Annotated in this window: 22 protein-coding genes and 6 tRNA genes; 8 read left to right on the top strand and 20 right to left on the bottom strand. The window is 44.7% G+C overall.

Features of this window, described 5'->3' with window-relative positions; all coding sequences use genetic code 11:
* The first annotated feature begins 348 nt into the window (after positions 1-348).
* A complete protein-coding gene (locus tag ACZ5NG_RS01775; RefSeq protein WP_464252300.1) occupies positions 349-765 on the top strand; it encodes a rhodanese-like domain-containing protein in 417 nt (138 codons plus the stop codon).
* A gap of 10 nt (positions 766-775) precedes the next feature.
* Here ACZ5NG_RS01775 and ACZ5NG_RS01770 read toward each other — a convergent pair whose 3' ends face one another.
* From ACZ5NG_RS01770 to ACZ5NG_RS01700, 15 genes are all read right to left on the bottom strand, one after another.
* Positions 776-1048: a DUF1294 domain-containing protein gene (locus ACZ5NG_RS01770; RefSeq protein ID WP_464252299.1), complete on the bottom strand. Its 273-nt coding sequence runs from the start codon at positions 1046-1048 to the stop codon at positions 776-778.
* A gap of 166 nt (positions 1049-1214) precedes the next feature.
* Positions 1215-2180 (bottom strand): class II fructose-bisphosphatase, encoded by a 966-nt coding sequence (gene glpX / locus ACZ5NG_RS01765; protein WP_464252298.1) that lies wholly within the window; start codon positions 2178-2180, stop codon positions 1215-1217.
* A gap of 97 nt (positions 2181-2277) precedes the next feature.
* Positions 2278-3159, bottom strand: a complete 882-nt coding sequence (locus tag ACZ5NG_RS01760) for a mechanosensitive ion channel family protein (protein WP_464252297.1) — start codon at positions 3157-3159, stop codon at positions 2278-2280.
* 94 nt (positions 3160-3253) lie between these two features.
* Positions 3254-4813, bottom strand: a complete 1560-nt coding sequence (locus ACZ5NG_RS01755; RefSeq protein ID WP_464252296.1) for a Na+/H+ antiporter NhaC family protein — start codon at positions 4811-4813, stop codon at positions 3254-3256.
* 202 nt (positions 4814-5015) lie between these two features.
* The gene (locus ACZ5NG_RS01750; protein ID WP_464252295.1) at positions 5016-7124 is read right to left on the bottom strand and encodes a transglycosylase domain-containing protein; all 2109 of its coding nucleotides are present in this window, start codon (positions 7122-7124) and stop codon (positions 5016-5018) included.
* Between the two features lie 70 nt (positions 7125-7194).
* A complete protein-coding gene (locus tag ACZ5NG_RS01745; protein ID WP_464252294.1) occupies positions 7195-7659 on the bottom strand; it encodes a hypothetical protein in 465 nt (154 codons plus the stop codon).
* Positions 7660-7817: 158 nt separating this feature from the next.
* Positions 7818-7891 (bottom strand) — tRNA-Cys (locus tag ACZ5NG_RS01740).
* Between the two features lie 8 nt (positions 7892-7899).
* Positions 7900-7988, bottom strand: a tRNA-Leu gene (locus ACZ5NG_RS01735).
* A 195-nt stretch (positions 7989-8183) separates the two neighbouring features.
* Positions 8184-8258, bottom strand: a tRNA-Gly gene (locus tag ACZ5NG_RS01730).
* Positions 8259-8311: 53 nt separating this feature from the next.
* Positions 8312-8386: transfer RNA gene (locus ACZ5NG_RS01725), tRNA-Gly, on the bottom strand.
* A 10-nt stretch (positions 8387-8396) separates the two neighbouring features.
* A tRNA-Phe gene (locus ACZ5NG_RS01720) sits at positions 8397-8472 on the bottom strand.
* 11 nt (positions 8473-8483) lie between these two features.
* A tRNA-Asp gene (locus ACZ5NG_RS01715) sits at positions 8484-8559 on the bottom strand.
* 171 nt (positions 8560-8730) lie between these two features.
* Complete coding sequence (gene speB, locus ACZ5NG_RS01710; protein WP_464252293.1) at positions 8731-9597, bottom strand: agmatinase; 867 nt, start codon at positions 9595-9597, stop codon at positions 8731-8733.
* 11 nt (positions 9598-9608) lie between these two features.
* Positions 9609-10409: a polyamine aminopropyltransferase gene (gene speE / locus ACZ5NG_RS01705; protein WP_464253094.1), complete on the bottom strand. Its 801-nt coding sequence runs from the start codon at positions 10407-10409 to the stop codon at positions 9609-9611.
* 140 nt (positions 10410-10549) lie between these two features.
* Positions 10550-11008, bottom strand: a complete 459-nt coding sequence (locus tag ACZ5NG_RS01700) for a pyruvoyl-dependent arginine decarboxylase (RefSeq protein ID WP_464252292.1) — start codon at positions 11006-11008, stop codon at positions 10550-10552.
* 170 nt (positions 11009-11178) lie between these two features.
* Here ACZ5NG_RS01700 and ACZ5NG_RS01695 point away from each other — a divergent pair, with 170 nt between their 5' ends.
* The gene (locus tag ACZ5NG_RS01695) at positions 11179-11646 is read left to right on the top strand and encodes a general stress protein (protein ID WP_464252291.1); all 468 of its coding nucleotides are present in this window, start codon (positions 11179-11181) and stop codon (positions 11644-11646) included.
* Positions 11647-11723: 77 nt separating this feature from the next.
* Here the strand turns inward: ACZ5NG_RS01695 and ACZ5NG_RS01690 are convergent, their stop codons facing one another.
* Positions 11724-12578, bottom strand: coding sequence for a TIM barrel protein (locus tag ACZ5NG_RS01690; RefSeq protein ID WP_464252290.1), 855 nt, complete (start codon positions 12576-12578; stop codon positions 11724-11726).
* 145 nt (positions 12579-12723) lie between these two features.
* Here ACZ5NG_RS01690 and ACZ5NG_RS01685 point away from each other — a divergent pair, with 145 nt between their 5' ends.
* The 3 genes from ACZ5NG_RS01685 to ACZ5NG_RS01675 all read left to right on the top strand — a co-directional run bounded on the left by ACZ5NG_RS01685 (position 12724) and on the right by ACZ5NG_RS01675 (position 15463).
* Positions 12724-14292, top strand: coding sequence for an ABC transporter substrate-binding protein (locus ACZ5NG_RS01685; protein ID WP_464252289.1), 1569 nt, complete (start codon positions 12724-12726; stop codon positions 14290-14292).
* Between the two features lie 98 nt (positions 14293-14390).
* Positions 14391-15050 carry a hypothetical protein gene (locus ACZ5NG_RS01680; protein ID WP_464252288.1) on the top strand — a complete coding sequence of 220 codons (660 nt, stop codon included), beginning with the start codon at positions 14391-14393 and terminating at the stop codon, positions 15048-15050.
* A 143-nt stretch (positions 15051-15193) separates the two neighbouring features.
* Positions 15194-15463 carry a hypothetical protein gene (locus ACZ5NG_RS01675; RefSeq protein WP_464253093.1) on the top strand — a complete coding sequence of 90 codons (270 nt, stop codon included), beginning with the start codon at positions 15194-15196 and terminating at the stop codon, positions 15461-15463.
* Between the two features lie 94 nt (positions 15464-15557).
* Here the strand turns inward: ACZ5NG_RS01675 and ACZ5NG_RS01670 are convergent, their stop codons facing one another.
* Positions 15558-16421, bottom strand: coding sequence for a DegV family protein (locus ACZ5NG_RS01670; protein ID WP_464252287.1), 864 nt, complete (start codon positions 16419-16421; stop codon positions 15558-15560).
* Between the two features lie 187 nt (positions 16422-16608).
* On the opposite strand from ACZ5NG_RS01670, the gene fbp reads away from it, so the two are divergent.
* Positions 16609-17700, top strand: coding sequence for a fructose-1,6-bisphosphate aldolase/phosphatase (fbp, locus tag ACZ5NG_RS01665; RefSeq protein WP_464252286.1), 1092 nt, complete (start codon positions 16609-16611; stop codon positions 17698-17700).
* Here the strand turns inward: fbp and fni are convergent.
* A complete protein-coding gene (gene fni, locus ACZ5NG_RS01660) occupies positions 17687-18757 on the bottom strand; it encodes a type 2 isopentenyl-diphosphate Delta-isomerase (protein WP_464252285.1) in 1071 nt (356 codons plus the stop codon). The two genes, fbp and fni, sit on opposite strands and share 14 nt — an antisense overlap.
* A 167-nt stretch (positions 18758-18924) precedes the next feature.
* On the opposite strand from fni, the gene ACZ5NG_RS01655 reads away from it, so the two are divergent.
* Positions 18925-19215, top strand: coding sequence for a ribbon-helix-helix domain-containing protein (locus ACZ5NG_RS01655; RefSeq protein WP_464252284.1), 291 nt, complete (start codon positions 18925-18927; stop codon positions 19213-19215).
* A gap of 227 nt (positions 19216-19442) precedes the next feature.
* On the opposite strand, the gene ACZ5NG_RS01650 is transcribed toward ACZ5NG_RS01655, so the two are convergent.
* Positions 19443-20876, bottom strand: coding sequence for a CCA tRNA nucleotidyltransferase (locus ACZ5NG_RS01650; RefSeq protein ID WP_464252283.1), 1434 nt, complete (start codon positions 20874-20876; stop codon positions 19443-19445).
* 127 nt (positions 20877-21003) lie between these two features.
* Here ACZ5NG_RS01650 and ACZ5NG_RS01645 point away from each other — a divergent pair, with 127 nt between their 5' ends.
* Complete coding sequence (locus ACZ5NG_RS01645; RefSeq protein ID WP_464252282.1) at positions 21004-21669, top strand: SurA N-terminal domain-containing protein; 666 nt, start codon at positions 21004-21006, stop codon at positions 21667-21669.
* A gap of 110 nt (positions 21670-21779) precedes the next feature.
* On the opposite strand, the gene ACZ5NG_RS01640 is transcribed toward ACZ5NG_RS01645, so the two are convergent.
* Positions 21780-21920, bottom strand: a complete 141-nt coding sequence (locus ACZ5NG_RS01640; protein ID WP_464252281.1) for a hypothetical protein — start codon at positions 21918-21920, stop codon at positions 21780-21782.
* Between the last annotated feature and the right edge of the window lie 121 nt (positions 21921-22041).

Here is a 22041-nt window from a genome sequence, read left to right as displayed (position 1 = left end):
ACATTTTTATTGATTACCCTTCAACCGTAGAGGCTATATATATGCCTGTACATTCGCACTGATAGGATGTTTCTTAGCTGACGCAACGTTACTTGTGGCGCCCAGGTCATTTGACCTTATGCTTTCGATTAGCCGGCTAATTCAAAGGGCATTGCTAACCTTACTATCATAATTTAAGGAAGACAGTATAAGAAAACTAAAGCTTTCGCCTGTGTCTTTAGGCTTGCCGAAAGCTTTAGTTTTCTTTAGCTATATGTAACGTTTCTTTTACGGATCAGCACGCCGGCCTGCAGGTAGGTTATGTTAAAATAGATGTAACCTACGCATGGAGGTGACATCATTTAAGAAATGATTCAACACCGAAATTATGTACTGCCGGCAGTGGTTCTGCTTTTGTTAACAGTGCTGATAACGGCATGTGCGGTAAGCGAAAATAACGGCAGCTTGGGTTACACAAATATCACCGCCGAAGAATTAAAAGAATTGCTGGATAATAATGCCGATGTGCTGTTGATTGACGTGCGCCGGCCAAAGGAATATAACAGCGGACACATTCCCGGTTCGGTTTTGTACCCCCTAAGCAGTATTGAAAATTGGGCACACCAGTTAGAACAAGATCAAAAGCTGGTGTTAATTTGCCGTTCGGGCAACCGCAGTGCCAAAGCGGCAGCCTATCTGGTTGAAGCAGGCTTTACCGATGTAAATAATCTAGTCGGCGGAGTAAAAAGTTGGCGTTACGGTTTAGAAAAAAATCATAAGTCTTAGCCACTAATAATCAAAGATAAGCCAATTTAAAAATCAGCAGCATTACCGCCAGCTGCAGCAAAATAATTGCCGGTACGCCGACCTTAAACTTTGGGTTGAGGGTTTTGTGGCGAAACATCTGCATGGCAAACAAACCGCCAAGGGAACCGCCGATTAAACAAGCCAACAGCAAGCGGCTTTCCGGCACCCGCCATTTTTTATATTTGGCTAGCAATTTATCTACTGCAAACATAACAAAGGTAAGTAGATTGATAAATATAAGATAAAACTTAAATATTTGCACCGGCACAGTCCTCCTCGGCGGTAACATCTGTTTTATTCCCATTCCGCAAAATCTTGCGGATGCCTGCCAAAGCAAAAAATGATATTGCCCAATGCCGTTTTATAATTACTGTAGGCATTATAAAAAACCCGTATCACCAAAACAGTGGTACGAGTTTTTTTATTGCTTACTTCATTACCAAGTGCGGTTTGTTTGGTAGGTAGTGCACTGCTTTGATAAATCTAATGGTGCCGGTCTTAGCACGCATCACTATAGAATAGGTTTCAGCCCGTTCATTGCCAATAAAACGCACACCTTTCAGCATTTCACCGTCAGTAACACCGGTGGCAGCAAAAATGGCATCGTCACCTTTAACCATATCATCCATATACAGTATCTGGCGAGGATCTTTTAAGCCCATACTCACACAGCGCTGATACTCGTTGTCATCTTGGGGTACCAAACGCCCCTGCATTTCACCGCCCAGCGCCTTTAAAGCCGCTGCCGAAATTACGCCTTCCGGCGCTCCGCCGATACCTACATACAAGTCAATACCGGTACCTTCAATGGCAGTTGATATGGCCGCACCGACATCTCCGTCACTAAACAAGCGCACCCGTGCACCGGCATTGCGGACAGCTTCAATGATATGTTTGTGCCGTTCCCGTTCTAAAATCATTACCGTTAAGTCACTAATCGTTTTTTGATTTACTTTAGCCAATGTCTTTAAGGTTTGTTCAATGGGGTCGTCGATGTGAATTTTACCGGCAGCTCTGGGGCCAACAGCAATTTTTTCCATATACATATCCGGGGCATGTAGTAAATTACCTCGTTCGGTAATTGCCACCACCGACATGGCATTGCCGTAGCCTTTGGCCACCAGGTTGGTGCCTTCCAAGGGATCCACAGCCACATCTACCGAAATATTTCCGTGGCCCAACTTTTCTCCGATATACAGCATCGGCGCCTCGTCCATCTCGCCTTCGCCAATTACCACTGTACCGTCGATGTTCACCGAGTCAAACATTGCTCTCATTGCAGTAGTGGCAGCATCGTCCGCTTCTTCCTTTTTACCGCGGCCCAGCCAACGAGCCGATGCCAGTGCAGCTGCCTCGGTAACTCTTACTAATTCCAGTGCCAGTTCACGTTCCAAATGATAACCCCCCAAGAATTACTTAATTTAGATACATTATAACACAATTGACTAATTAATGATCATTACTCTCTGTAAAATGCATAATTAGGCAGCATTAATCTGCAGAACCGGCATCTGCTTCTGCAGCCTGCTCATATACTCTTCTGGGGTAAGCAATTTTAATGCCACGGCGATAACTGTTAATCCAGATATACTCGCGGATCATTTTCTCTATCAACCAAATTGAACCGGGCTTGGTAAGCGCGACAATGGTATAAGTGCCCCCTTTGTCGTTTTGATCAATGTCAGTGACACCGTATACCTGGGGCGGCTCTACTAAGTTGCCCTTTTCATCGGCAAGGAGTTCGTCATAAAAGTCGCGTTTAATTTGCGCACATACGTCTTCTAACATTTCCCTGATTAAAGTTGGGTCTTCTTCAAAGGGAAAGGTTGCAGTAACAATGGCCCGCAACTTCTCCCGGTTGTAATTGCGCACTGTGCGGATCTCGGAGTTAGCAATGTAAAATTTCTTTCCCGACCATTCGCGAATGGTAGTTAAGCGCAAGCCAATTTCTTCTACCGTGCCGGAAACCTCGTTATTAATTTCGATATAATCACCGACATGGTACTGATCCTCAAACATGACAAAGAAGCCGGTAATAACGTCCTTTACCAAACTTTGGGCACCAAAGCCGACAGCCACACCGACAATTCCGGCACCGGCAATAATCGGTGTAATATCGGTAAATTGGCGCAAAATTAATAAAAAGCCGATAATGTAAATGACATACTTGGTTAAAGACAATAACAACGATTCTAAAGATTTTTCCTTGCTTTTATCCAGTCTTGTTACCAAAAATATTCTTTTTATCAATTTATACCGGATGTGCATAAAAAAGTAAGTTAACGCCAATATCAGCAAAATAATTGCCGCTTTTTCCGCAATAGCCGTCCATTCGATGTGCTCAAAAAACTTCCATAAACGTTCAGTACTCATGTTCAAAACTCACCCGCTGACATTAAAGTATGTTGAAATGACAGACCCCCCTTTAAAAGGGAGGTCCAATTTTTTTATACCACTTTTTGATTAGTTATTGCAAGTGTAAATCTTGAGAGACTTCCAGTTTGTGTTTTTTAAGTAGGAAGATGGTAAGTAGCAACACTGCCAGCGAGAAACCTAAACCGACCAGTACGCTTTGTGTTAAGGCCATGACAATGTAACCGACTAAGCTGATTACCGCCACAGTAGTAGCGTAAGGAAGCTGGGTGTTTACGTGGTCTATGTGATGACAGCCTGCCCCGGTGGAAGACAAAATGGTGGTATCGGAGATCGGGGAGATATGGTCACCGTATACCGCGCCGGCCAGTACCGCTGCCATCGACATCAACACAAATTCCGTTCCCACGCCGACAGCTGCCGCCATCGGTGTGGCAATCGGCAGCATAATGCCAAAGGTACCCCAAGAAGTACCGGTGGCAAAGGCCATAATTCCGGAAAGGGCAAAGGCCAAGGCCGGCATCAGATAGTAAGGCAGCGATTCACTGAACTTGGAAGCCAGGAATTCACCGGTTCCCAGTTCACCGATAACACCGCCGATAGCCCAAGCAAGCACCAAAATAATAATGGCGGTAACCATAGATTGCATCCCTTTCAGCAAGGTGGGAGCAAAGTCTCTTGGTTTAATCAGCTTGCGCGGCAGGTAAAGCAATGCGCAAAAGATGATACTCATCACACCGCCGTAAACAAGGGAGATACTAACGGCGGTATTTAAAAAGGCATCCATAATGCTTCCGCCGTCAGGGCCAAAGAAGCCACCGGTATATAACATGGCAATTATAGTAAATACAAATAAGCCTAAGATGGGCAGTACCAGGTCAATAACCTTACCCCGCTCGGCACCTAAAGAAACATCCGTACTGCCGGGCGGTTCACCCATGGCATCATTGTAAAGCTTGCCGGTAAGCATGGCTCGCTTTTCTTCTTTGGCCATCGGCCCAAATTCAATGTTGGTAACGGCAATAATTATCACCATCAAAATAGCTAAAATAGCATAGATGTTCATTGGAATCATGGTTACAAAGGCAGGCAGCGCTTGAATGCCGTTAATATTGACTGCATGTAATTGTTCGGCAATGATCGTAATAATATAGGCACCCCAGCTGGATACCGGAGCAATAACACAAATCGGTGCGGCGGTAGAGTCAATAATGTAAGCCAGTTTTGCCCGTGAAACTTTATGCCGGTCGGTAATCGGGCGGGCCACTTGCCCTACCGCTAAACTGTTAAAATAGTCGTCAATAAAGATAATAATACCAAGTAGCAATGTAACTAATTGTGCTCCAACGCGGCTTTTTACGCGGGACATGGCCCAGTCACCAAAGGCCCTACTACCTCCGGAGGCCGCAACTAAGGCAGTTAAGCCGCCCAGTAAAAATAAGAAGGCTAAGATGGGAATGTTCCACTCCGGATCAGCCATACCGTTAAAGGTAATGGCAACTGTTTCCTCAAAAGCATGAAGCAAATTATAATCGGCAAGTATAAGGGCCCCTGAAAAAACACCTAAAAATAATGACAGCAAAACTTCTTTGGTAATCAATGCGCAAGCGATGGCAATTACAGGCGGTATTATCGACAGCCATCCGTATTCCATGTTTTAAACTCTCCTCCTGTTTCTTATAGTCGCAAAAATTAAAAAATTTTATACTTTTTACATCACCTCGTTTATAAATATTTGGCACCCTATATTTTTTCGCTGTATAAAAGAATATTCCTGTCAAAAAATCATTTTTCAGCAGATAAAAAGAAAAAACTTGGTTTTTAAGTTAACCAAGTTTTTAAAACAAACAAAACAGTTACTGTTCAGCCGGGGGCTCCGGCAACCATTCCGGCTGCGGTGCGGATTGTTTTTCTGTCTCATCGACAGCATTTTCAGCATTATTAGATTCCGGCTCTTCATCAGTAGCGTTTTCGGTATCGTTTGCCGGCACGGGCTGCTCACCTGTTTCCTCAGCGGCATTTTCATCAGTATTAGATTCCGGCAGCTGTTCAGTAACATTTGCCGTATCTTTTGGCGGCGGAGGCAGTTGGTATGACGGTGGCGGCGGTTCGGCGATAGGGTGTTCATCAAGTAAGGCAAGCATATACTGCTGCCACACCGGGCCGGCTACGCTGCCGCCGCCGGCCACGCCATAAACCGGCCGGTTATCGCTGTTGCCAACCCATACTGCGGTAGCTAAATTTTTCGTATACCCCACAAACCACAGACAGCGGTTTTGATCGGTAGTGCCGGTTTTTCCTGCACTTTCCAACGGTATGCGTGCATAACGGCCGGTACCCCTTTGCACCACGTTAACTAAAAAGCTGTGCATGACACGGGCCGTTTGGGCGTTAATTACCCGCTTGGGCTTTATTTGATGCTGATATATAATTTTGCCGTTCTGATCTACAACCTTTTCAATAAAGTAAGGCCGGTTATATTGGCCGTCATTGGCAAATACTGCGTAAGCCGCCGCCATCTCCAGCGGTTTAACGCCGTAATACATACCGCCTAAAGCTAAGGCAGCGTAATTAAGATCATTCTTAGTCACCGTGGTAATGCCAAAACGCCGAATATAAGCCGCCGTTTTTTCAAAACCTAATTTGCTCACCAACTCTGCCACCGGCACATTTAACGAATAGCGAAGGGCATCTGACACGCTGGCTGTTTTGCCCCCCCAGGAGATAGGATTGTTAATCACATAACCGGCAAATTCTCGCGGCTGGGCGTTGATTTGCGAATAAGGACTAATTATATTGCTGTTCAGTGCCGCAGCATAAACCAAAGGTTTAATAGTGGAGCCCGGCTGCCGGGGAATTAATGCCATATTGTTTTGGTCGGCTTGAAAATCCGTGCCGCCAACCAAAGCGGTTACCGCCCCGGTTTGCGGCACAACCGATACCAGGGCAATATTACTGGCTTTAATTCCTCTTTGGGCAAAACTGTTAACGCTATTTTGACAAACAGTTTCTGCTATATTCTGCTGTTCGGTATTTAATGTGGTGTACACTTTTAGTCCGCCCTGATAAACCTGTTCATGGCCAAATTGTTCTTCCAGCTGCCTGATCACGGCACTGACAAAATACGGATGCCGGTAGTTGTCATTCTTTACCTGCGGTTTTTGCACTTTAATTTCTTCCTCGATAGCCCTTTGGTATTCCCTATCGCTAATCATGTGTAAATCCAGCATGCGCTGCAGTACAACCCGCTGGCGTTTTTGAGCCGCCGGCAGATTATGATGCAAATCGTAATCAACCGGGCGGTTGGGAATCCCCGCCAACAACGCGCTTTCTGCCAGGGTAAGCTCTTTGGCCGGTTTGCCGAAATATTTTTGGGCGGCAGTTTCTACACCATAATACCCGCTGCCAAAGTAAATTTGGTTTAAATACATCTCTAAAATTTCATCTTTGCTGAATTTCCTTTCTAAAGCAATGGCAATGGCTATTTCCTTCAGTTTGCGCTCATAGGTACGCTCGTTAGTTAAAAAAAGATTGCGGGCAAGCTGCTGGGTAATTGTGCTGCCTCCCTGCACCACCTGTCCGGAGGCAATATTTTTCATCAAGGCCCTTAATGTACCGATAAAGTCCGCCCCAATGTGTTGATAAAAGCGGTGATCTTCAATGGCAACAATTGCCTTTAGCATATTAGGTGAAATATCCTCGAGCGCCACATAAGAGCGATCCTGATCATATACTTCCGCCAACAACACCCCGTCGGCCGAATAAATACAGGTTTTTTCGGCCGGTTGATATTGAAACTCCGCAACGTTTTCTTGAAGGCTTATTTTATGGCAAAAACTAAAAAACCAAAGCAAACCGCCTAAGGCTATTACAGCCAGCAGAAGAATAATAACAAGTAGCCATAAATGCCAATCAGACCGCCGCTTTGGCGGCACAGCGGAAGGTTTGTTAGGTTTTTCAGTCATAAAAACACCCCTCAAACTAGCCTAATACTTAATTTATTGAGGAGTGATGATTTTGATTACCATTATTATATTATTCTTCAACAATAGGCTTTTCTTTGGGCAGCACTACCGTCCATTTTTCAGGATAACGCACCGTTTTTCCGGTAACCGTGTTTTTCATGGTCAGGCCATTGCTGCGGTATAATTTGTTTAAAACATCTTCCGATTGCAGCACTTCCCGGTAGACGACGCTTAAAGCATAATTTTTAAGCCGCCGCCAGGCAATAATCCGCAAGTAAATAGCTAATAAACACAACAGCACTCCATTAACCCAAGGTTTTAGAAAAAAGGCAAAAAATATCCCTATTAATAAAAGCAAACCGGAAACTTTGGAAATTAGATACCAAATTTTAAGATATGTGGGTAGTTCAATAGTTCCTTCCCCTGCTTTTTTATTATAATAATCAATGCTTTTGCGGGTATCCAAATTGATGACAATTTTATTTTTCTCTACCAGTTCTTTTAATACTGAAAAGGGGCGAGATTTTTCAGTCAACAAGGTCAGCTCCTTTGCTGTTATTCTAGTCATTATAATTCTGCTATATAATTCAACCCTGAAAGATAAAACCCTGCAAATAAAAGATGTTTTTACATGGCCGATTAAGATATATAAAAAACCTCTTTGCAGTTATTGCAAAGAGGTTTTTACGCACTTGGAGGCGGCACCCAGATTCGAACTGGGGATAAAGGATTTGCAGTCCTCTGCCTTACCACTTGGCTATGCCGCCGTTATATATGGTGCCGGAGACCGGACTTGAACCGGTACGGTGATCGCTCACCCCAGGATTTTAAGTCCTGTGCGTCTGCCAATTCCGCCACTCCGGCAATTATCACTTGTCAAGCAGTATTTAGTTTATCACTTACTTTACAGTAAGTCAAGTAGTATTTTATGTTATTTACCCAACTGTTTATCGCTTGAAACACATATTTAGATATTGACGATTTTTGTCGAAAATGCTAAAATACAATTTGTCAACACTTTAATAGCCTTATCCCGGTTTATGCCGGGGATTTTTTTTTTGGAGCGGAAGACGGGATTCGAACCCGCGACCCTCGCCTTGGCAAGGCGATGCTCTACCACTGAGCCACTTCCGCATATTGGTTAAAAAAACTACCTATTACTGCCTGCTAGGTAGCGTGTTGACAAGTGGAGCGGAAGACGGGATTCGAACCCGCGACCCTCGCCTTGGCAAGGCGATGCTCTACCACTGAGCCACTTCCGCTTGCTTAAAATGGTGCCACGGGACGGAATCGAACCGCCGACACGAGGATTTTCAGTCCTCTGCTCTACCAACTGAGCTACCGTGGCTTTTATAAAAATGGCGGTGCTGACGAGATTTGAACTCGCGATCTCCGGCTTGACAGGCCGGCATGTTAACCACTACACCACAGCACCCTTCGGTTGTTTTTATCAGCTATCTTTAGCGCTGACATTGACTAGTATACTAAAGCTCATGATTATTGTCAATTATTATTTTAAACTAAATTTTATTTATTTATGCAAATTTTAACATATATCTTCATTAAGACAGAATTAGTTATAATTTCCATTGATAGGAAAAAGATATTACCTTCTGCGGCCAAATTGCAAAATTACCTCACGCACCAGTTTTGCCGCTAAAATGGCGGTAATATCAGCATGATCATTAGTGGGGCTTACTTCTACCAGATCAAAACCCACAAGGTTTAATCCCCCCAGCATGTTTACCGCCTGAATAATTTCCCTGGCCGTACAGCCTCCGGGCTCCGGGGTGCCGGTACCGGGAGCAAAGGCCGGATCAACTACGTCAATATCCAGGGTGACATAAACCGGCCTGTTTTGGATTTGGGGCAATACTTTTTGTAAAGGTTCCAACAGTTGATCAATATATATATTGGTATGTTTTTGGGCAAAGGCAAATTCTTCCTTGGTACCTGAACGAATGCCGAATTGATAAACACTGTTTTCATCAAGGAATTCCATCGCCCGGCGAATGACGGTAGCATGGGATAAGTTTTCGCCTAAGTATTCTTCGCGCAAATCGGCATGGGCATCAAAGTGAATTAAAGCCAAGCGCGGATATCTTTGCGCCGCTTGTTCAATGGCCGGCAAGCTGACCAAATGTTCACCGCCTAAAAGAATAGGCAACTTGTGATCGTCAAGAATTTTACCGACGGCCTGTCCAATCATTTTTAAGCCGGCAGCAACGTTACCAAAAGGTATGGCGACATCCCCGGCATCGTAGTATGCATAATCAGCCAAGTCTTTATCTTGATAAACACTGTATTCTTCCAGGCCGTACGACACGGCGCGAATTTGCTGTGGGCCCTGACGGGTGCCCGGGCGGAAACTGGTGGTAAAATCCATCGGGGCACCCAACAGTACGATACTCGCTTCTTGATAATCGGCAGTGCTGCCCATAAAGTCGCTTAATTTTTCGGTATTTGGAAGCATATCGATCCCCTCTACTTTAATATATCCGCTACAAAGGGCGGCAGCACAAAAGCGGCTTTATGGATCTGCGGAGTGTAATAACGGGTTTGGTATCCGGGAAACTTACTTTCGTCAATTTCTAACGGATCGTATTTTTTAGAGCCCATGGTAAATGACCACATACCACCGGGATAAGTGGGTATATAAGCTAAAAACAGTCTGGTTATCGGGAAAATATCAGAAATCGTGTTGTAAACGCGGTTAATTAATTTATCGTTAAACCAGGGTGATTCGGTTTGGGCAACAAAAATACCGTCTTCAGTTAACGATTCAAAGACGTTTTGATAAAATTGTTTTTCAAACAATCCTACTGCCGGTCCAATGGGATCGGTAGAATCTACACAAATTACGTCATAAGTGTTTTTGTGCTCTTGAACGTGTTTAATGCCGTCTTCATAGCGCACTTCTACTTTCGGATCGTCCAACGCACAGCTGATTTCCGGCAGGTATTTGCGGGCGTTTTCTACCACCCGGGCATCTATTTCCACCAAAGTTGCCTTTTCAATAGTGGGGTATTTGATAATCTCTCTGATAGTCCCCCCGTCACCACCGCCGATTACCAGTGCCCGTTTGGGATTCCCATGGGTGTTTAAGGCCGGGTGGGTAATCATTTCATGGTAAACAAATTCGTCCTTTACGGATGTTTGAATAATGCCGTCTAAAAACAGCATCCGGCCATAAGGCAGCGTATCCACAACTGCCAAATGTTGGTACGGTGTTTGCTCTGTGTGCAGCGTCTGCTTGGCCTGCAGGCTAAGACGCATGGTCGGCATTTGATCTTCGGTCACCCACAGGTTAAACACATGGTGTTCCTGATCATAAAGCTTCGATTGTTCAGACAAATTTCTAACCCCCCATTATATTATTGATAGTAAAATATTTGTTTCCTCCACCCCATCAAGGTATTTTTATCCTAGTACCACAGGGGCACCGCAGCCAAACAGCAACCTACATTTTCTACCTTGTGTTCAACGGCGGCAATTTTCATATCTACCAAATCCATTCCTCTCATTTCAAAAGCCTCTTTAAGCATATTTTCAATAGCTTGCCGTGCCTCTTCTTTGGTGCATTTACCGGAAAACTCCATGATCACACCAAAGGTGTCTTTGGAAAGACCTACGCCGACAGCGGCGGCAATGGTTTCACCGGGCACGTCACTCATAATGTAGCCGTAGGCTGTGGGCACCAGAGAGCCGGGAGGCAGTTCTAAATCTGGATCATACTCCGCACTGGGAGGAAGGATACTGCTTACGCGCAACAGGTTGACGTTGCCGATTCTCCCCTTTAAAAGTGCATTGTCAAAAGCATTTAACTTGCTGTAACCTTCGGCTGCAGCCGCAGTTAAAAAGTATTTTTTAGGTGTAGGCAGCATAGTCGATCCCTCACTTAATTCCATATTTTCTTTAAAACAAATCATATTATACCAAATGCACCAGAAAAATAAACTGTTTTTTTGTTTTCTGGAATAGTAATTTTGAAAATGTGGAAATATATGTGTCGAAAGTTGTTTTAAGCTTAAATTATCCCAAAAGGAGGTTTATTATGACTAAAACGGTTGTAGGAACATTCAGCAACCGCGATCAAGCTGAAAGGGCAGTTGCTGAATTACGGGGCCAGCAAGGATTTGAAAAAGAAATTTCCATTGTCGCCAAGGAGGACCAAAATGCCCAAGGTATGGGCGGCACTGACTCGGTAACCGACGGTGCTGCTACCGGCGGTGTATTGGGCGGCTTGGCCGGCTTAGCGGTAGGAGCCGGTGCACTGACTATTCCCGGGCTGGGGCCATTACTGGCAGCCGGTCCGATTGCCGGCATGCTTTCCGGTGCGGCAACCGGCGGTTTAGCCGGCGGCTTGGCTGACTTCGGCATTCCCGCTGAGGAAGGCAAGCAGCTGGAAGAAAGAGTAAGACAAGGCGATGTGTTGGTAGCGGTAAAAGCCGATGAAAGCCGTGCCAACCAAGCAGCAGAAACACTGCGCAAGTATCGCGCTGAAAACGTAAAAATTCACTAATTCTTGTTTTAGCAGGCCCGAGGAGTGTTCTTCATCCTCGGGCTTTTAAATACGGCCGGACTTAAGAGTTTGCCAAGCTACTTTTTGAGTTGATCGTAAATTTGCTTGTAAACCAGCGCGTCTTCCGCTTGCCGGCCCTGTGATTCGCAAATCACCGTCGGTTTCAGCTGATATTCTTTGATCAGTTCTGCCAGCGGGGCAAAATCCGGGCCGAACTCCCTTTCTAATGTGGTGCGGTGTTTTTTCTCACCGGCATTAGTAAATTCAATGGGGCTGAAATGAATATGCAAATTTTTTAGAACCTTATCACCCAAAGCGCTTTTAACTTGATTTAATACTTTCTCAAATGCCCTTTTGTCCGTCAACCCACCTCCCGTGACGGCATGCAGATGCCCAAAATCCACACAGGGCACCACAAAGTCCGCCACCGTACACAATTCCAAAATTTCATCCAGTGAGCCGATTTGGTTAGCCTTGCCCATGGTCTCCGGAGCCAGTTTAATATGGCTTAAACCCTCAGCCTCTATTTCTTTACAAATCTCTTTTAGATAGTTCATTCCCCGCTTAAAGCTTGCCGTTCGGTCATTTCCTGCCCCACCACCGGGATGCATTACCACAATTGTTGCCCCCATCCAATCGGCGGCCCGCATTGATTTTAATATGTGGTTCTTAGTCCTTGCCTGAATTTCCGGATCATGGCTACATATGTTTATGTAATAGGGTGCGTGAATACTTAAGGCAACACCATGGGCACGGGCATTTTCACCAAGCTTGCGGGCAAATTCTTCTTTTATTCGCACCCCGCGGGAGCACTGGTATTCATAGGCCTTTAAGCCCATTTGGGCAAGCCAAAGGGGCATGTCCAGCGAACTTTTATAACCCTGTTCGTAAAAAGAGTCAGAGTTACCGGCCGGGCCAAATTTAACGGGCATTTTGTGATCACATCCTGTTATTATATCTGCTTAATATCATAACTGGAATTAGGTAAAAATAACAGTAATTTTGTAAGATATTGGCTTTAAGCAGGTAACAGTAATTTTTTGGAAAATAATAATAAGGTGTTAGGAGGTGAGGACAGTGCTGCTTAAAAAATGGGTGCGGCAAGTAGTGTTTCTGGTATCGGTTTTGCTGATAGTAATTATGTTGGAAAACCGGGATGCAGTGACCACTCTGGCCCCTCATTCCGAAAATACCGTAAAAATATTAACTGCTGAGCGCTGGGAAAGCTTGGATCCCGCATATGCCGGTGATGCCGCATCCGCTAATATTATCAGCAACATTTTTGAAGGATTGGTTAAATACAAAGCTAACTCAACTGAGGTTGAACCGGCACTGGCCACCGACTGGGAGATACATGAAAACGGTCGGGTGTGGATATTTCATTTGCGCAAGGGGGTAAAATTTCACGACGGAACACCCTTTAATGCCGCAGCGGTAAAATTTTCCGTAGAGCGGGTGATGAAAGGCAAAAACACCATGCCCTATGCCAACATGGCATTTGAAATGGTGGAAAACATTGAGATTATGGATGATTACACAGTTAAATTTACCTTAAAACAGGCTTATGCCCCCTTTCTGCAAAGTTTAGCTATGCCATGGGCAGCGCCGATAGTCAGCCCCAGTGCGGTAAAAGGCTTAAACGACCGGTTTGCGGAAAATCCGGTGGGTACCGGCCCTTTTTGCTTAAAAGATAAATCCGAAAATGAATTAGCGCTGGTGGCCAATAAAAATTACTGGCAAGATCCGCCGGCGGTGAATAAGGTAGTATTTATTTACCAGCCTGATGAAAAAAGGCGCTTAGAAATGCTTGTCAACGGTGAGGCCGATATTGCCGACGGCATTTCCCCGGCCAACATCGCCTGGGCGGAAAAAAACAACCTTGAGGTGTTAAAGCAACCGGCAGCCTCGGTTAATTACCTGGGCTTTTATGCCAACAAACCCCCCTTTGCCTCTGCCCGCATCCGTCGCGCGGTAACCATGGCACTGGATCGGGAAGCGTTGGCAGAACAATTATATGACAAGCAATTGGCAGTGGGCGAAAGTTACCTTCCGCCAAAAGTAGCGGGATACAGCAGCAAATTAACCCAATACCCCTATCAAATAGATGAAGCCAAAAATTTATTGGCTCAAAACGGCTACCCTAACGGAATGACAATTACATTAATCACTTACCAAGAAACCCGGCCCTATAACCCGGTTGGCGGGGTAAGGCTGGCGCAAGGGATCAAAGAGCAGCTCGCCAAAGCCGGAATTAACGTGCAAATTAAAGCTTATCCCTGGGAAGAGTATAAAGAAGCTTTAAAAAGACAGGAGGGAAACTGCTTTTTATATGGTTGGACAGGGGACAACGGCGATCCGGATAATTTTTTGGCCACCTTGTTAACTACCAATCAAATTGAATCCGGCTTAAATATAGCCCGATACAGCAATCCGCAAGTAGACCGCATATTAGCCAGTGCTCAGCAGGTTGTCGATGGCGAAGTGCGCGAACAACTTTATTATCACGCCCAACAAATTATTTTGCAAGAAGCGCCTTGGGTAGTGCTTAATTACGGTTGTCATATCGCTGTCAGTCAAAGAAATGTACAAAAGTTTACGCTGCAGCCAATTGGAGGGTATTACTTGCAGTGGATGAAAAAGTCTTAAAAAAAGCATTATTTTCATATTTTTCCAGTAATACTAGTTATTTTTAAACGCATACTACAACTATAAATTTAAGTTAATTAATACAAGGAGGTAACTAAATGTTTCAGCAACAAATGCAACAACAAATTAACTCACTGCGTCAAGATTTAAGCAACATTGCTCAAATGGCAAGCCAACTCGCCCAAAGAGAGCAAAGTAACAACCAGCAATTGCAGCAAATGATGCAAACGGAAGCAAACATCAGCCAACAGCTGCAGCAAATCAATCAAATGTGCCAGCAGGCCAATCAAAGATTAAGTCAAATTGCCAGTCAGAGTATGCAGTCCTTCAGTCAGTTTGGCCAGCAGCAAAATCAACAACCTTTTAGTTTTTATAGTCAACCGGGTCAGCAGTTTGGCAGCACAAGTATGCAAACCGGGACTATGCAGCAGCAGTATCAACAGCCCTTCCGGCAGTATAATCAACTGGGACAGCAACAAAGCCAACAGCCTTTCAGTCAGTACAGTCAGCTGGGACAGCAACAAAGCCAGCAGCCCTTCAGTCAGTACAGTCAGCTGGGACAGCAACAAAGCCAGCAGCCCTTCAGTCAGTATAACCAGCTAGGCATGCAAAGTCAGCAGTTTAACCAGCCAATGCAGGCTTTCCAGTCCCGCCAACAGCAAAATCAGCAGCCCTTTAGACAATACAATCAACTGGGGCAGCAAAGCCAATTTGGCACCGGTCAATTTAGCCATACCGGATACGGCTATCAATATTGATAAAGCATTAAGCAAATACAAGGCACGTTGACGTGCCTTGTTTACTTTCCACAAGATTAGACAATTCACACCCCTTAACATTTTTTTCCAAAATTACTATAATATATGTAAAGTATTTGGACAAGCAATAGGGGGTGGATGCGCTGGCCAAAATATTGCGTGAAGGTGCCGCTTATAATCAAAGAGATGTGATTGAGGTATTGGTAGAGTTTTCTATGTTTAAAGATCGGGTAGAAAAAAAATTCAAAGATGTTTCTACAGAACTAAAAGGCAAACCCACCGAACATGACCTGTGGGTAAGCCTATATTTAATATCCTGCGACTATGCGGAAGATGTGATGAGCAAAAGGGCAAAACAACAACAACAGCAGCAGCATATACAGCAGGAGCAAGCGGTACAAAAAATTTCCTAAAGTAATAAAAGAAAAGCATAGGCAAGTCGTCAAGGGACTTGCCTATATAATTTATTAATTGTTTGGTTATGGTTTCATTATGTATTATAAATTATCATTTGTCACCGACTTGTTCAAAAAAAGACACGCCCACAACGCCGGGGCCGGCATGGACGGCAATTACCGGGCCGATTTGGCCAAAGAGCTTTAGCTCAATGTTCGGTAACTTTAAACGTTCACGAATGCTTTGCGCCTCTTCTAACGCATCGCCATGCAAAATAGCTAAGGAAATTTTTTTATCTTTAGCATAATCTTTAACAATCTCCACCAGTTTATCCAATGAACGCTTACGGCCGCGGACATTTTGGTAAGAGTAGTATACACCCTCTTCATTTACCGAAATGATCGGCTTAACATTCAAAATTTCCCCAATCGTACTGCTGACGCAACCGATGCGTCCCCCTTTTTTTAAGTATTCTAATGTCTTCACCACAAAAAAAACTTTCACTTTTTTCTGCAAAGCCTGAATTTGTTCTACTATATCGGAAAAACTCCTTCCCTCGCCAACCAGCCGCTTTGCCTCCAGTGCCAAAAAACCGCTGCCAATAGACACGGACTTGGAGTCAATTACTTCAATATTAATTACATCTTTCATTTGTTTGGCTACAGTTTTCATCATTTGCACGGTACCGCTTAACGCGCTGGAAATATGTATAGAAATAACGTCAGTAAAGCCTTCATCCGCCAATTTTTGAAATAACTTAACGGCCTCGCCGGGGGAAGGCATTGAGGTCTTAGGAATTTCCCGGGCAAAGTTCTCATATACTTGTTCTGGCTGGATTTCTTGGCGATCAATAAACTCCCGATCTTTATAAATCACTTTTAACGGCAAAAGCCTAATGCCGTTTGCTTTGAGCTGCTCTTCGGATAAGTCGCTTGTACTGTCCGTAACAACAGCTATTTTGGCACTGTTACTCAACAATATTCACTCCCTCAGAAAAAAATAAAACACAGGGTAACTAGTTCGACAAAAGATATAAATTTCCTTTTTGATTATTATGATATAATATTTAAAAAATATTATTCATTTAGAAGGCTAAAGTCAGTCAATTAATGTAACACATTAACATAATGTATACTAATTATTTAAATAAAGGGGGATACAAATGGGAGAAAAGATAACTGTTTCGGTAATTAAAGCGGACATTGGCGGTTATGTAGGGCACTCAAGTGTACACCCGGAGTTATTGGCCAAAGCCCAAGAAATGCTGGAGGGGCGTTCTGAACTGATTGACTTTCATGTTACACACGTAGGCGATGACATCAATTTGATTTTAACTCACCCTTTGGGGCGTAACGCGGGGGAAATTCACCAACTGGCCTGGGATACCTTCACCGCCTGCACCGAAGTAGCCCGGAAATTAAAGCTTTACGGGGCGGGGCAGGATTTGCTGGCCGATGCTTTTTCCGGCAACATCAAAGGACTGGGGCCAGGGGTGGCGGAAATGGAGTTTGAAGAGCGAAAAAGTGAACCGATTATCGTTTTTATGGCCGACAAAACCGAACCCGGTGCCTGGAACTTGCCGCTGTATAAAATTTTCGCCGATCCCTTCAACACTATTGGCTTGGTAATTGACCCCAACATGCACGGCGGCTTTACCTTTGAAGTACGGGATTTAATTAAAAACCGCAAAGTTGTTTTTTCTATGCCGGAAGATCTTTACGACATGCTGGTGTTTATCGGTGCTCCCGGTCGTTATTGCATTAAAGAAGTACGCCATAAAAAAACCGGAGAAATTGCAGCCGTTTCCTCCACACAGCGCCTTAATTTAATGGCCGGCCGTTATGTGGGTAAAGATGACCCGGTGCTGATTGTACGCTGTCAAAGCGGTTTGCCGGCAGTAGGCGAAGTGCTGGAGCCTTTTGCCAATCCGCATCTGGTTTCCGGTTGGATGCGCGGCTCACACTGCGGCCCGCTGATGCCGGTCAGCGTAAAAGAAAGTTCCCCCACCAGATTTGACGGCCCGCCGCGGGTAGTGGCCTTAGGGTTTCAACTGGCCGACGGCAAGCTGATTGGGCCTCAAGATTTCTTTGCCGATAAGGCCTTTGACTCGGCACGGCAAAAAGCAAACGAACTGGCTGACTATTTAAGAAGACTAGGGCCCTTTGAACCCCATCGTCTGCACCTTGAGGAAATGGAATACACCACTATGCCGTTGGTACGGGAAAAATTAAAGGAACGTTTTATTGATTTATAAATTTACGCTGGGCGTAAGGTTTAATGTCAATGTTGCGGGCGGTTAACCACTCCTTTGTCTGTCCGGTAATGATTAACGGCACTTTCTTCAGCTGTTGAATATTAGCCGCCCCGCACATTAACATTGCTTTTTTCAAACCCACAATCAGCGTTTCGATATGGGCAATTAAATCCCTATAGCCTTGCCGCAGCAATGTTTGCAAAAAGGGCCGGGACAGCGCCGTTAAATCCGCCCCTAAAGCAATGGATTTGGCAATATCCAGCGATGTGCGCAGCCCACCGGAAGCAATAATAAAAATCGGCAGCCGTTCGGCACGGGCCTCGGCAATACTTACCGCAGTGGGAATGCCCCAATCGTTCAAACCCTCAATAAAGCTGCTGCCGTCATCTACCGCCCGTCCCTTTTCAATGGCAATAAAGTTAGTGCCGCCCCGCCCGCTGATGTCAATATATTTCACCCCGCAGCGGTATAATTGCGCCACTGTTTCCCTTGACATGCCGAATCCTACTTCCTTAACAATTACCGGCACAGAAAGCTTGGCCGTGATTTCAGCAATGTTTGCTACTAAGCCGCGAAAGCTGCGGTCTCCCTCAGACATCGCCAGCTCTTGGGGGACATTGACATGCAGCTGCAGGGCATCGGCTTCCAGCATCTCTACCGCCGCAGCCGCTTCTTGTAACCTGCACCCGGCACTTAAGTTGGCAATTACGATGCCGGTGGGGTTTTCTTCACGCACTACTTTAAAAGTACTGATCACCGTTTTATCTTCCAGTGCAGCCCGCTGCGAGCCGAGAGCAATGGCCAAACCGCTTTCTTTGGCGGCCCGGGCCAAGTTTTTATTGATTTCCAGCACATCACTGTGCCCTCCGGTCATGGCATTGATCATGATCGGAGCTTTTATTTTTTTATTTAAAAAACTGCACTCCAGATCCAACTCTTGCCAATCCAGTTCAGGAAGCGAACAATGCAGTAAATGCACATCCGCAAAGCCGGCTTCCGGTTGATCCGGAATTTTTAATGCATACTTAATATGATCAATTTTTCGTGTTTGCCTCATATTTCCTCCCCGCTTTTTTCTATTGTAGCGATTACGACAATATTTGACAAGCCAACAGGCCCCCTCTCCCCATATTTAGGCAGTTTGTTAGCCGGGAACACTGATGGCACTTTTTTCTTTTAGCGGTTATTTTTTGATCGGTTGGTTTCATATATCTTAATAATAGAATGTTTTGGCGGGAGGAGGCGATTGATATTCAAAAATACAAAACCATTACCATCAGCTTACCGAAAAGTTTAGTAGATTACTTAGATCGGCGGATTAACGAAATTAATACAGATACTTTAGAAGAAACCAACCGCAGTAAATACATTCGCTTATTAATCCGGCAAGATATGCAAAAGCTACAACAAAACACCGTCAGCCAAAAAGAGGCTTGTTCTCATTCCACCGGCCTGGCCGGCGATGATATGGAATTTTACGATTCACTTTTACAGCTGGGCGGTTATAAAAGGTAATAATGACAACAAAAACCTGGCCCCCTCTTGAATAAACAAAGTCTAAAGTTAGGTTAACTTACATATATGTTTATTAGAAGGCAAGGGGGTGGTCGATGAACTATAGCCGGTGATTTAAACAATTAACGGGAAGGTATGTAAAAGATTTGTAAGTAGCTTAAAGTTACATCATCAATATTAAAAAACGGGCCGTTTTGTAAGTACAAAACGGTCCTTTTTATTTTTGCCTAATTAAATTTAAAAGGTTTATTCTTTTCATATAACTCTTTGGCAAACTGCAATGCCTGCTCTTTGTTTGTCACCACACCCTCAACCTGTGCCTCTGCAATAGCCCTTAGCAATTGACCGATTATTTTAGAAGGAGGCAGGCCTAAGTAATCCTTTAAATCGTTGCCGTCTACCAACGGATCCGGATTTAAAATCTTTTTCTGCCGCTCGTCAACGGCCAAGTTGAGCAGACTAAAAATAAACTTTTGATAGGCTTTGATTTCCTGCCGGCGGTTTGAGGACAAATAGGTAGCGGTAACGTCAGCAAGTGACAATATTAAGCAGGGCCAGTAATATTCTCCTAAATCCTGATAGAGTTTGTATTTAGCGCTATTGGTAATTGGCTGCTCGTTGTACAGCCACAGCGGACGCATGTGCTGGCCGATTAGCAGCTTCAATGCAAAAGCTTCTTTGTTTGCTAATTTCATCCTTTTTACAAACGGCTGAATTAATTCTGGGCCGATTTTTTCATGACCGTAAAAGGTAATGCGGCCGTCGAGGCGCCTGCCAACTGAGGCCGGTTTGCCGATATCGTGCATTAAAGCGGCAATTTTTAAAATTACCAGAAGCGGGCGGTTACCGGCTAATTGGCGATTTAAGGCATCATGCAGAAGAGCTGCGGTTGACGATGGCCAATCATGACGCTGTAAGAGCTCTTCTAAGCAACGTAAAGTTTTAAGGCTGTGTTCCCATACATTATCCCGGTGATAAAAGTTTTGCGCCGTTGCCCTCATTTCATCAACCAGCGGAAAAATATATACCCATAAGTTCAGTTCCTTATCCGCCTGATTGATGTAAGAATAACTGTTCCTAACCAGCATAAGCTTAGTCAGTTCTTCAAAAATGCGTTCGCCGCTCACCTGTTCTAACCGGCTTACATTTGCCGCCATTGCATGCAGCGTTTCCGCTTCAATGTGAAAACCCAGCTCTCCGGCCAGGCGAAAACCACGCAATATCCGCAGCGGATCATCGCGAAAGGCGGAGGGGCTAACCATCGCTATGCGCTTGGCAGATAGGTGCCGCCGGCCGTCAAAAGGATCCAGCAGGCTTTGCTCGCCCACCGGCATGGCCATCGCATTGACGGTAAAATCGCGATGAGCGAGATCCTGATAAATATCCGCACCTTTAAAAGGAGAAAAATCAATATGAACGCTGGAGCCTTGTGCGTTGCAGACCACTCTCACCGTTCCGTGAGTTTTATCTAAGGGAATACAGCGGCCGCCTAACTCCGCTGCCACCCGCATTGCAATATTAAATGTGTCGCGCTCTACCACCACATCGAGATCGCTGGCTTCGCGCCCCAATAGCTGATCGCGCACCGTACCGCCAACCAAATAAGCCGGCACCGCAAGATCTTTTAATATGCTTTTCAGTTTAATCTGCAGCTGCTGCACGGCAAAGGCCTCCTTTGATTTAAGTTATTTCTAATCGATCTATAGATTATCCTGCTGACAGCGGAATTGATTATGTGATACAATAAAGTGCATATTTAGTTTATGAAAAATAAGAAAGGGGCTTTGTATGAAACGCAAAATACTTTTAGTCGCTATTCCCCTGCTAGTACTTGCCATTGCCGTTTCTGTGTTCCTATATGACCGGGCTGAAGACAGGGAAAACGCCGTTGCCATTGTTAACGGCAAATATATTGATAAGGCAGAATATGAAGCAATGCTGGAACAAGCCAAAGCATCATATCAACAAATCGGTGTGGATTTTGAAACGGAAGAAGGAAAACAGCTATTGACAGAACTTGAAAAAACCACGTTAGACAACATGATTAACCGCGAATTACTGCTACAAGACGTGGCTAATAAAGGCTATACCGTTTCCAAAGAAAGTATTAATGAAAGATTTGAAATAATTAAAGCTCAGTTTCCCGATGATGAGACCTTTAATGAAGCTTTGGCGGCCGGCAAGCTGACGCTGGAAGAATTTAATGAAATTATCGCAGACGACCTAAAGATTGAAAAATACTTAGAGAAGGAAATTCCTCAGCCGGTTATTAGCGAAACAGAAATGAAAACACTGTATGAGCAATACAAGGAACAAATGGGGGAAGGAATTCCCACTTTTGAAGAGCTTAAGCCTCAACTGCAGATGCAGCTGCAGCAGGAAAAATCAGCGCAAGAGCTGGAGAAACTGATTGAAAAACTAAGGGCAAATAGCCAAATAGAAATTTTAATCTAGCATGTTAAGCTGCCGCACAAAAAGTGCAGCAGCTTTTTTCATTAATTTATCACCTTTTGCAAAAATTACCATAGAATAAATTACAACACCTAATTAAGGAGGGTATTTGTCTATGGGTTATTACGGTGGCGGTCGTTGTCCCGGCCCTTGGTACGGGCGTCCCTGGTATGGCCCCTGGTACGGACGGCCTGGGTACCCCTGGTACGGTCCCTGGTACGGCTCACCTTGGTACGGTCCTTGGTATGGCTCACCCTGGGGCCCCTGGTACGGATGGGGTAATCCTGAAAGCAAAACAAAAAAATAATCCTGCTAACAGAAGGAGTGCAAATCAAGCGGATTAAAACTCCGCCTGATTTGCACTCCTTTTTTGTG

The organism is Desulfovectis peckii (assembly GCF_055391705.1).
The sequence above is the reverse complement of the archived record's forward strand: the minus strand, read 5'-3'. Positions and strand labels throughout refer to the sequence as shown.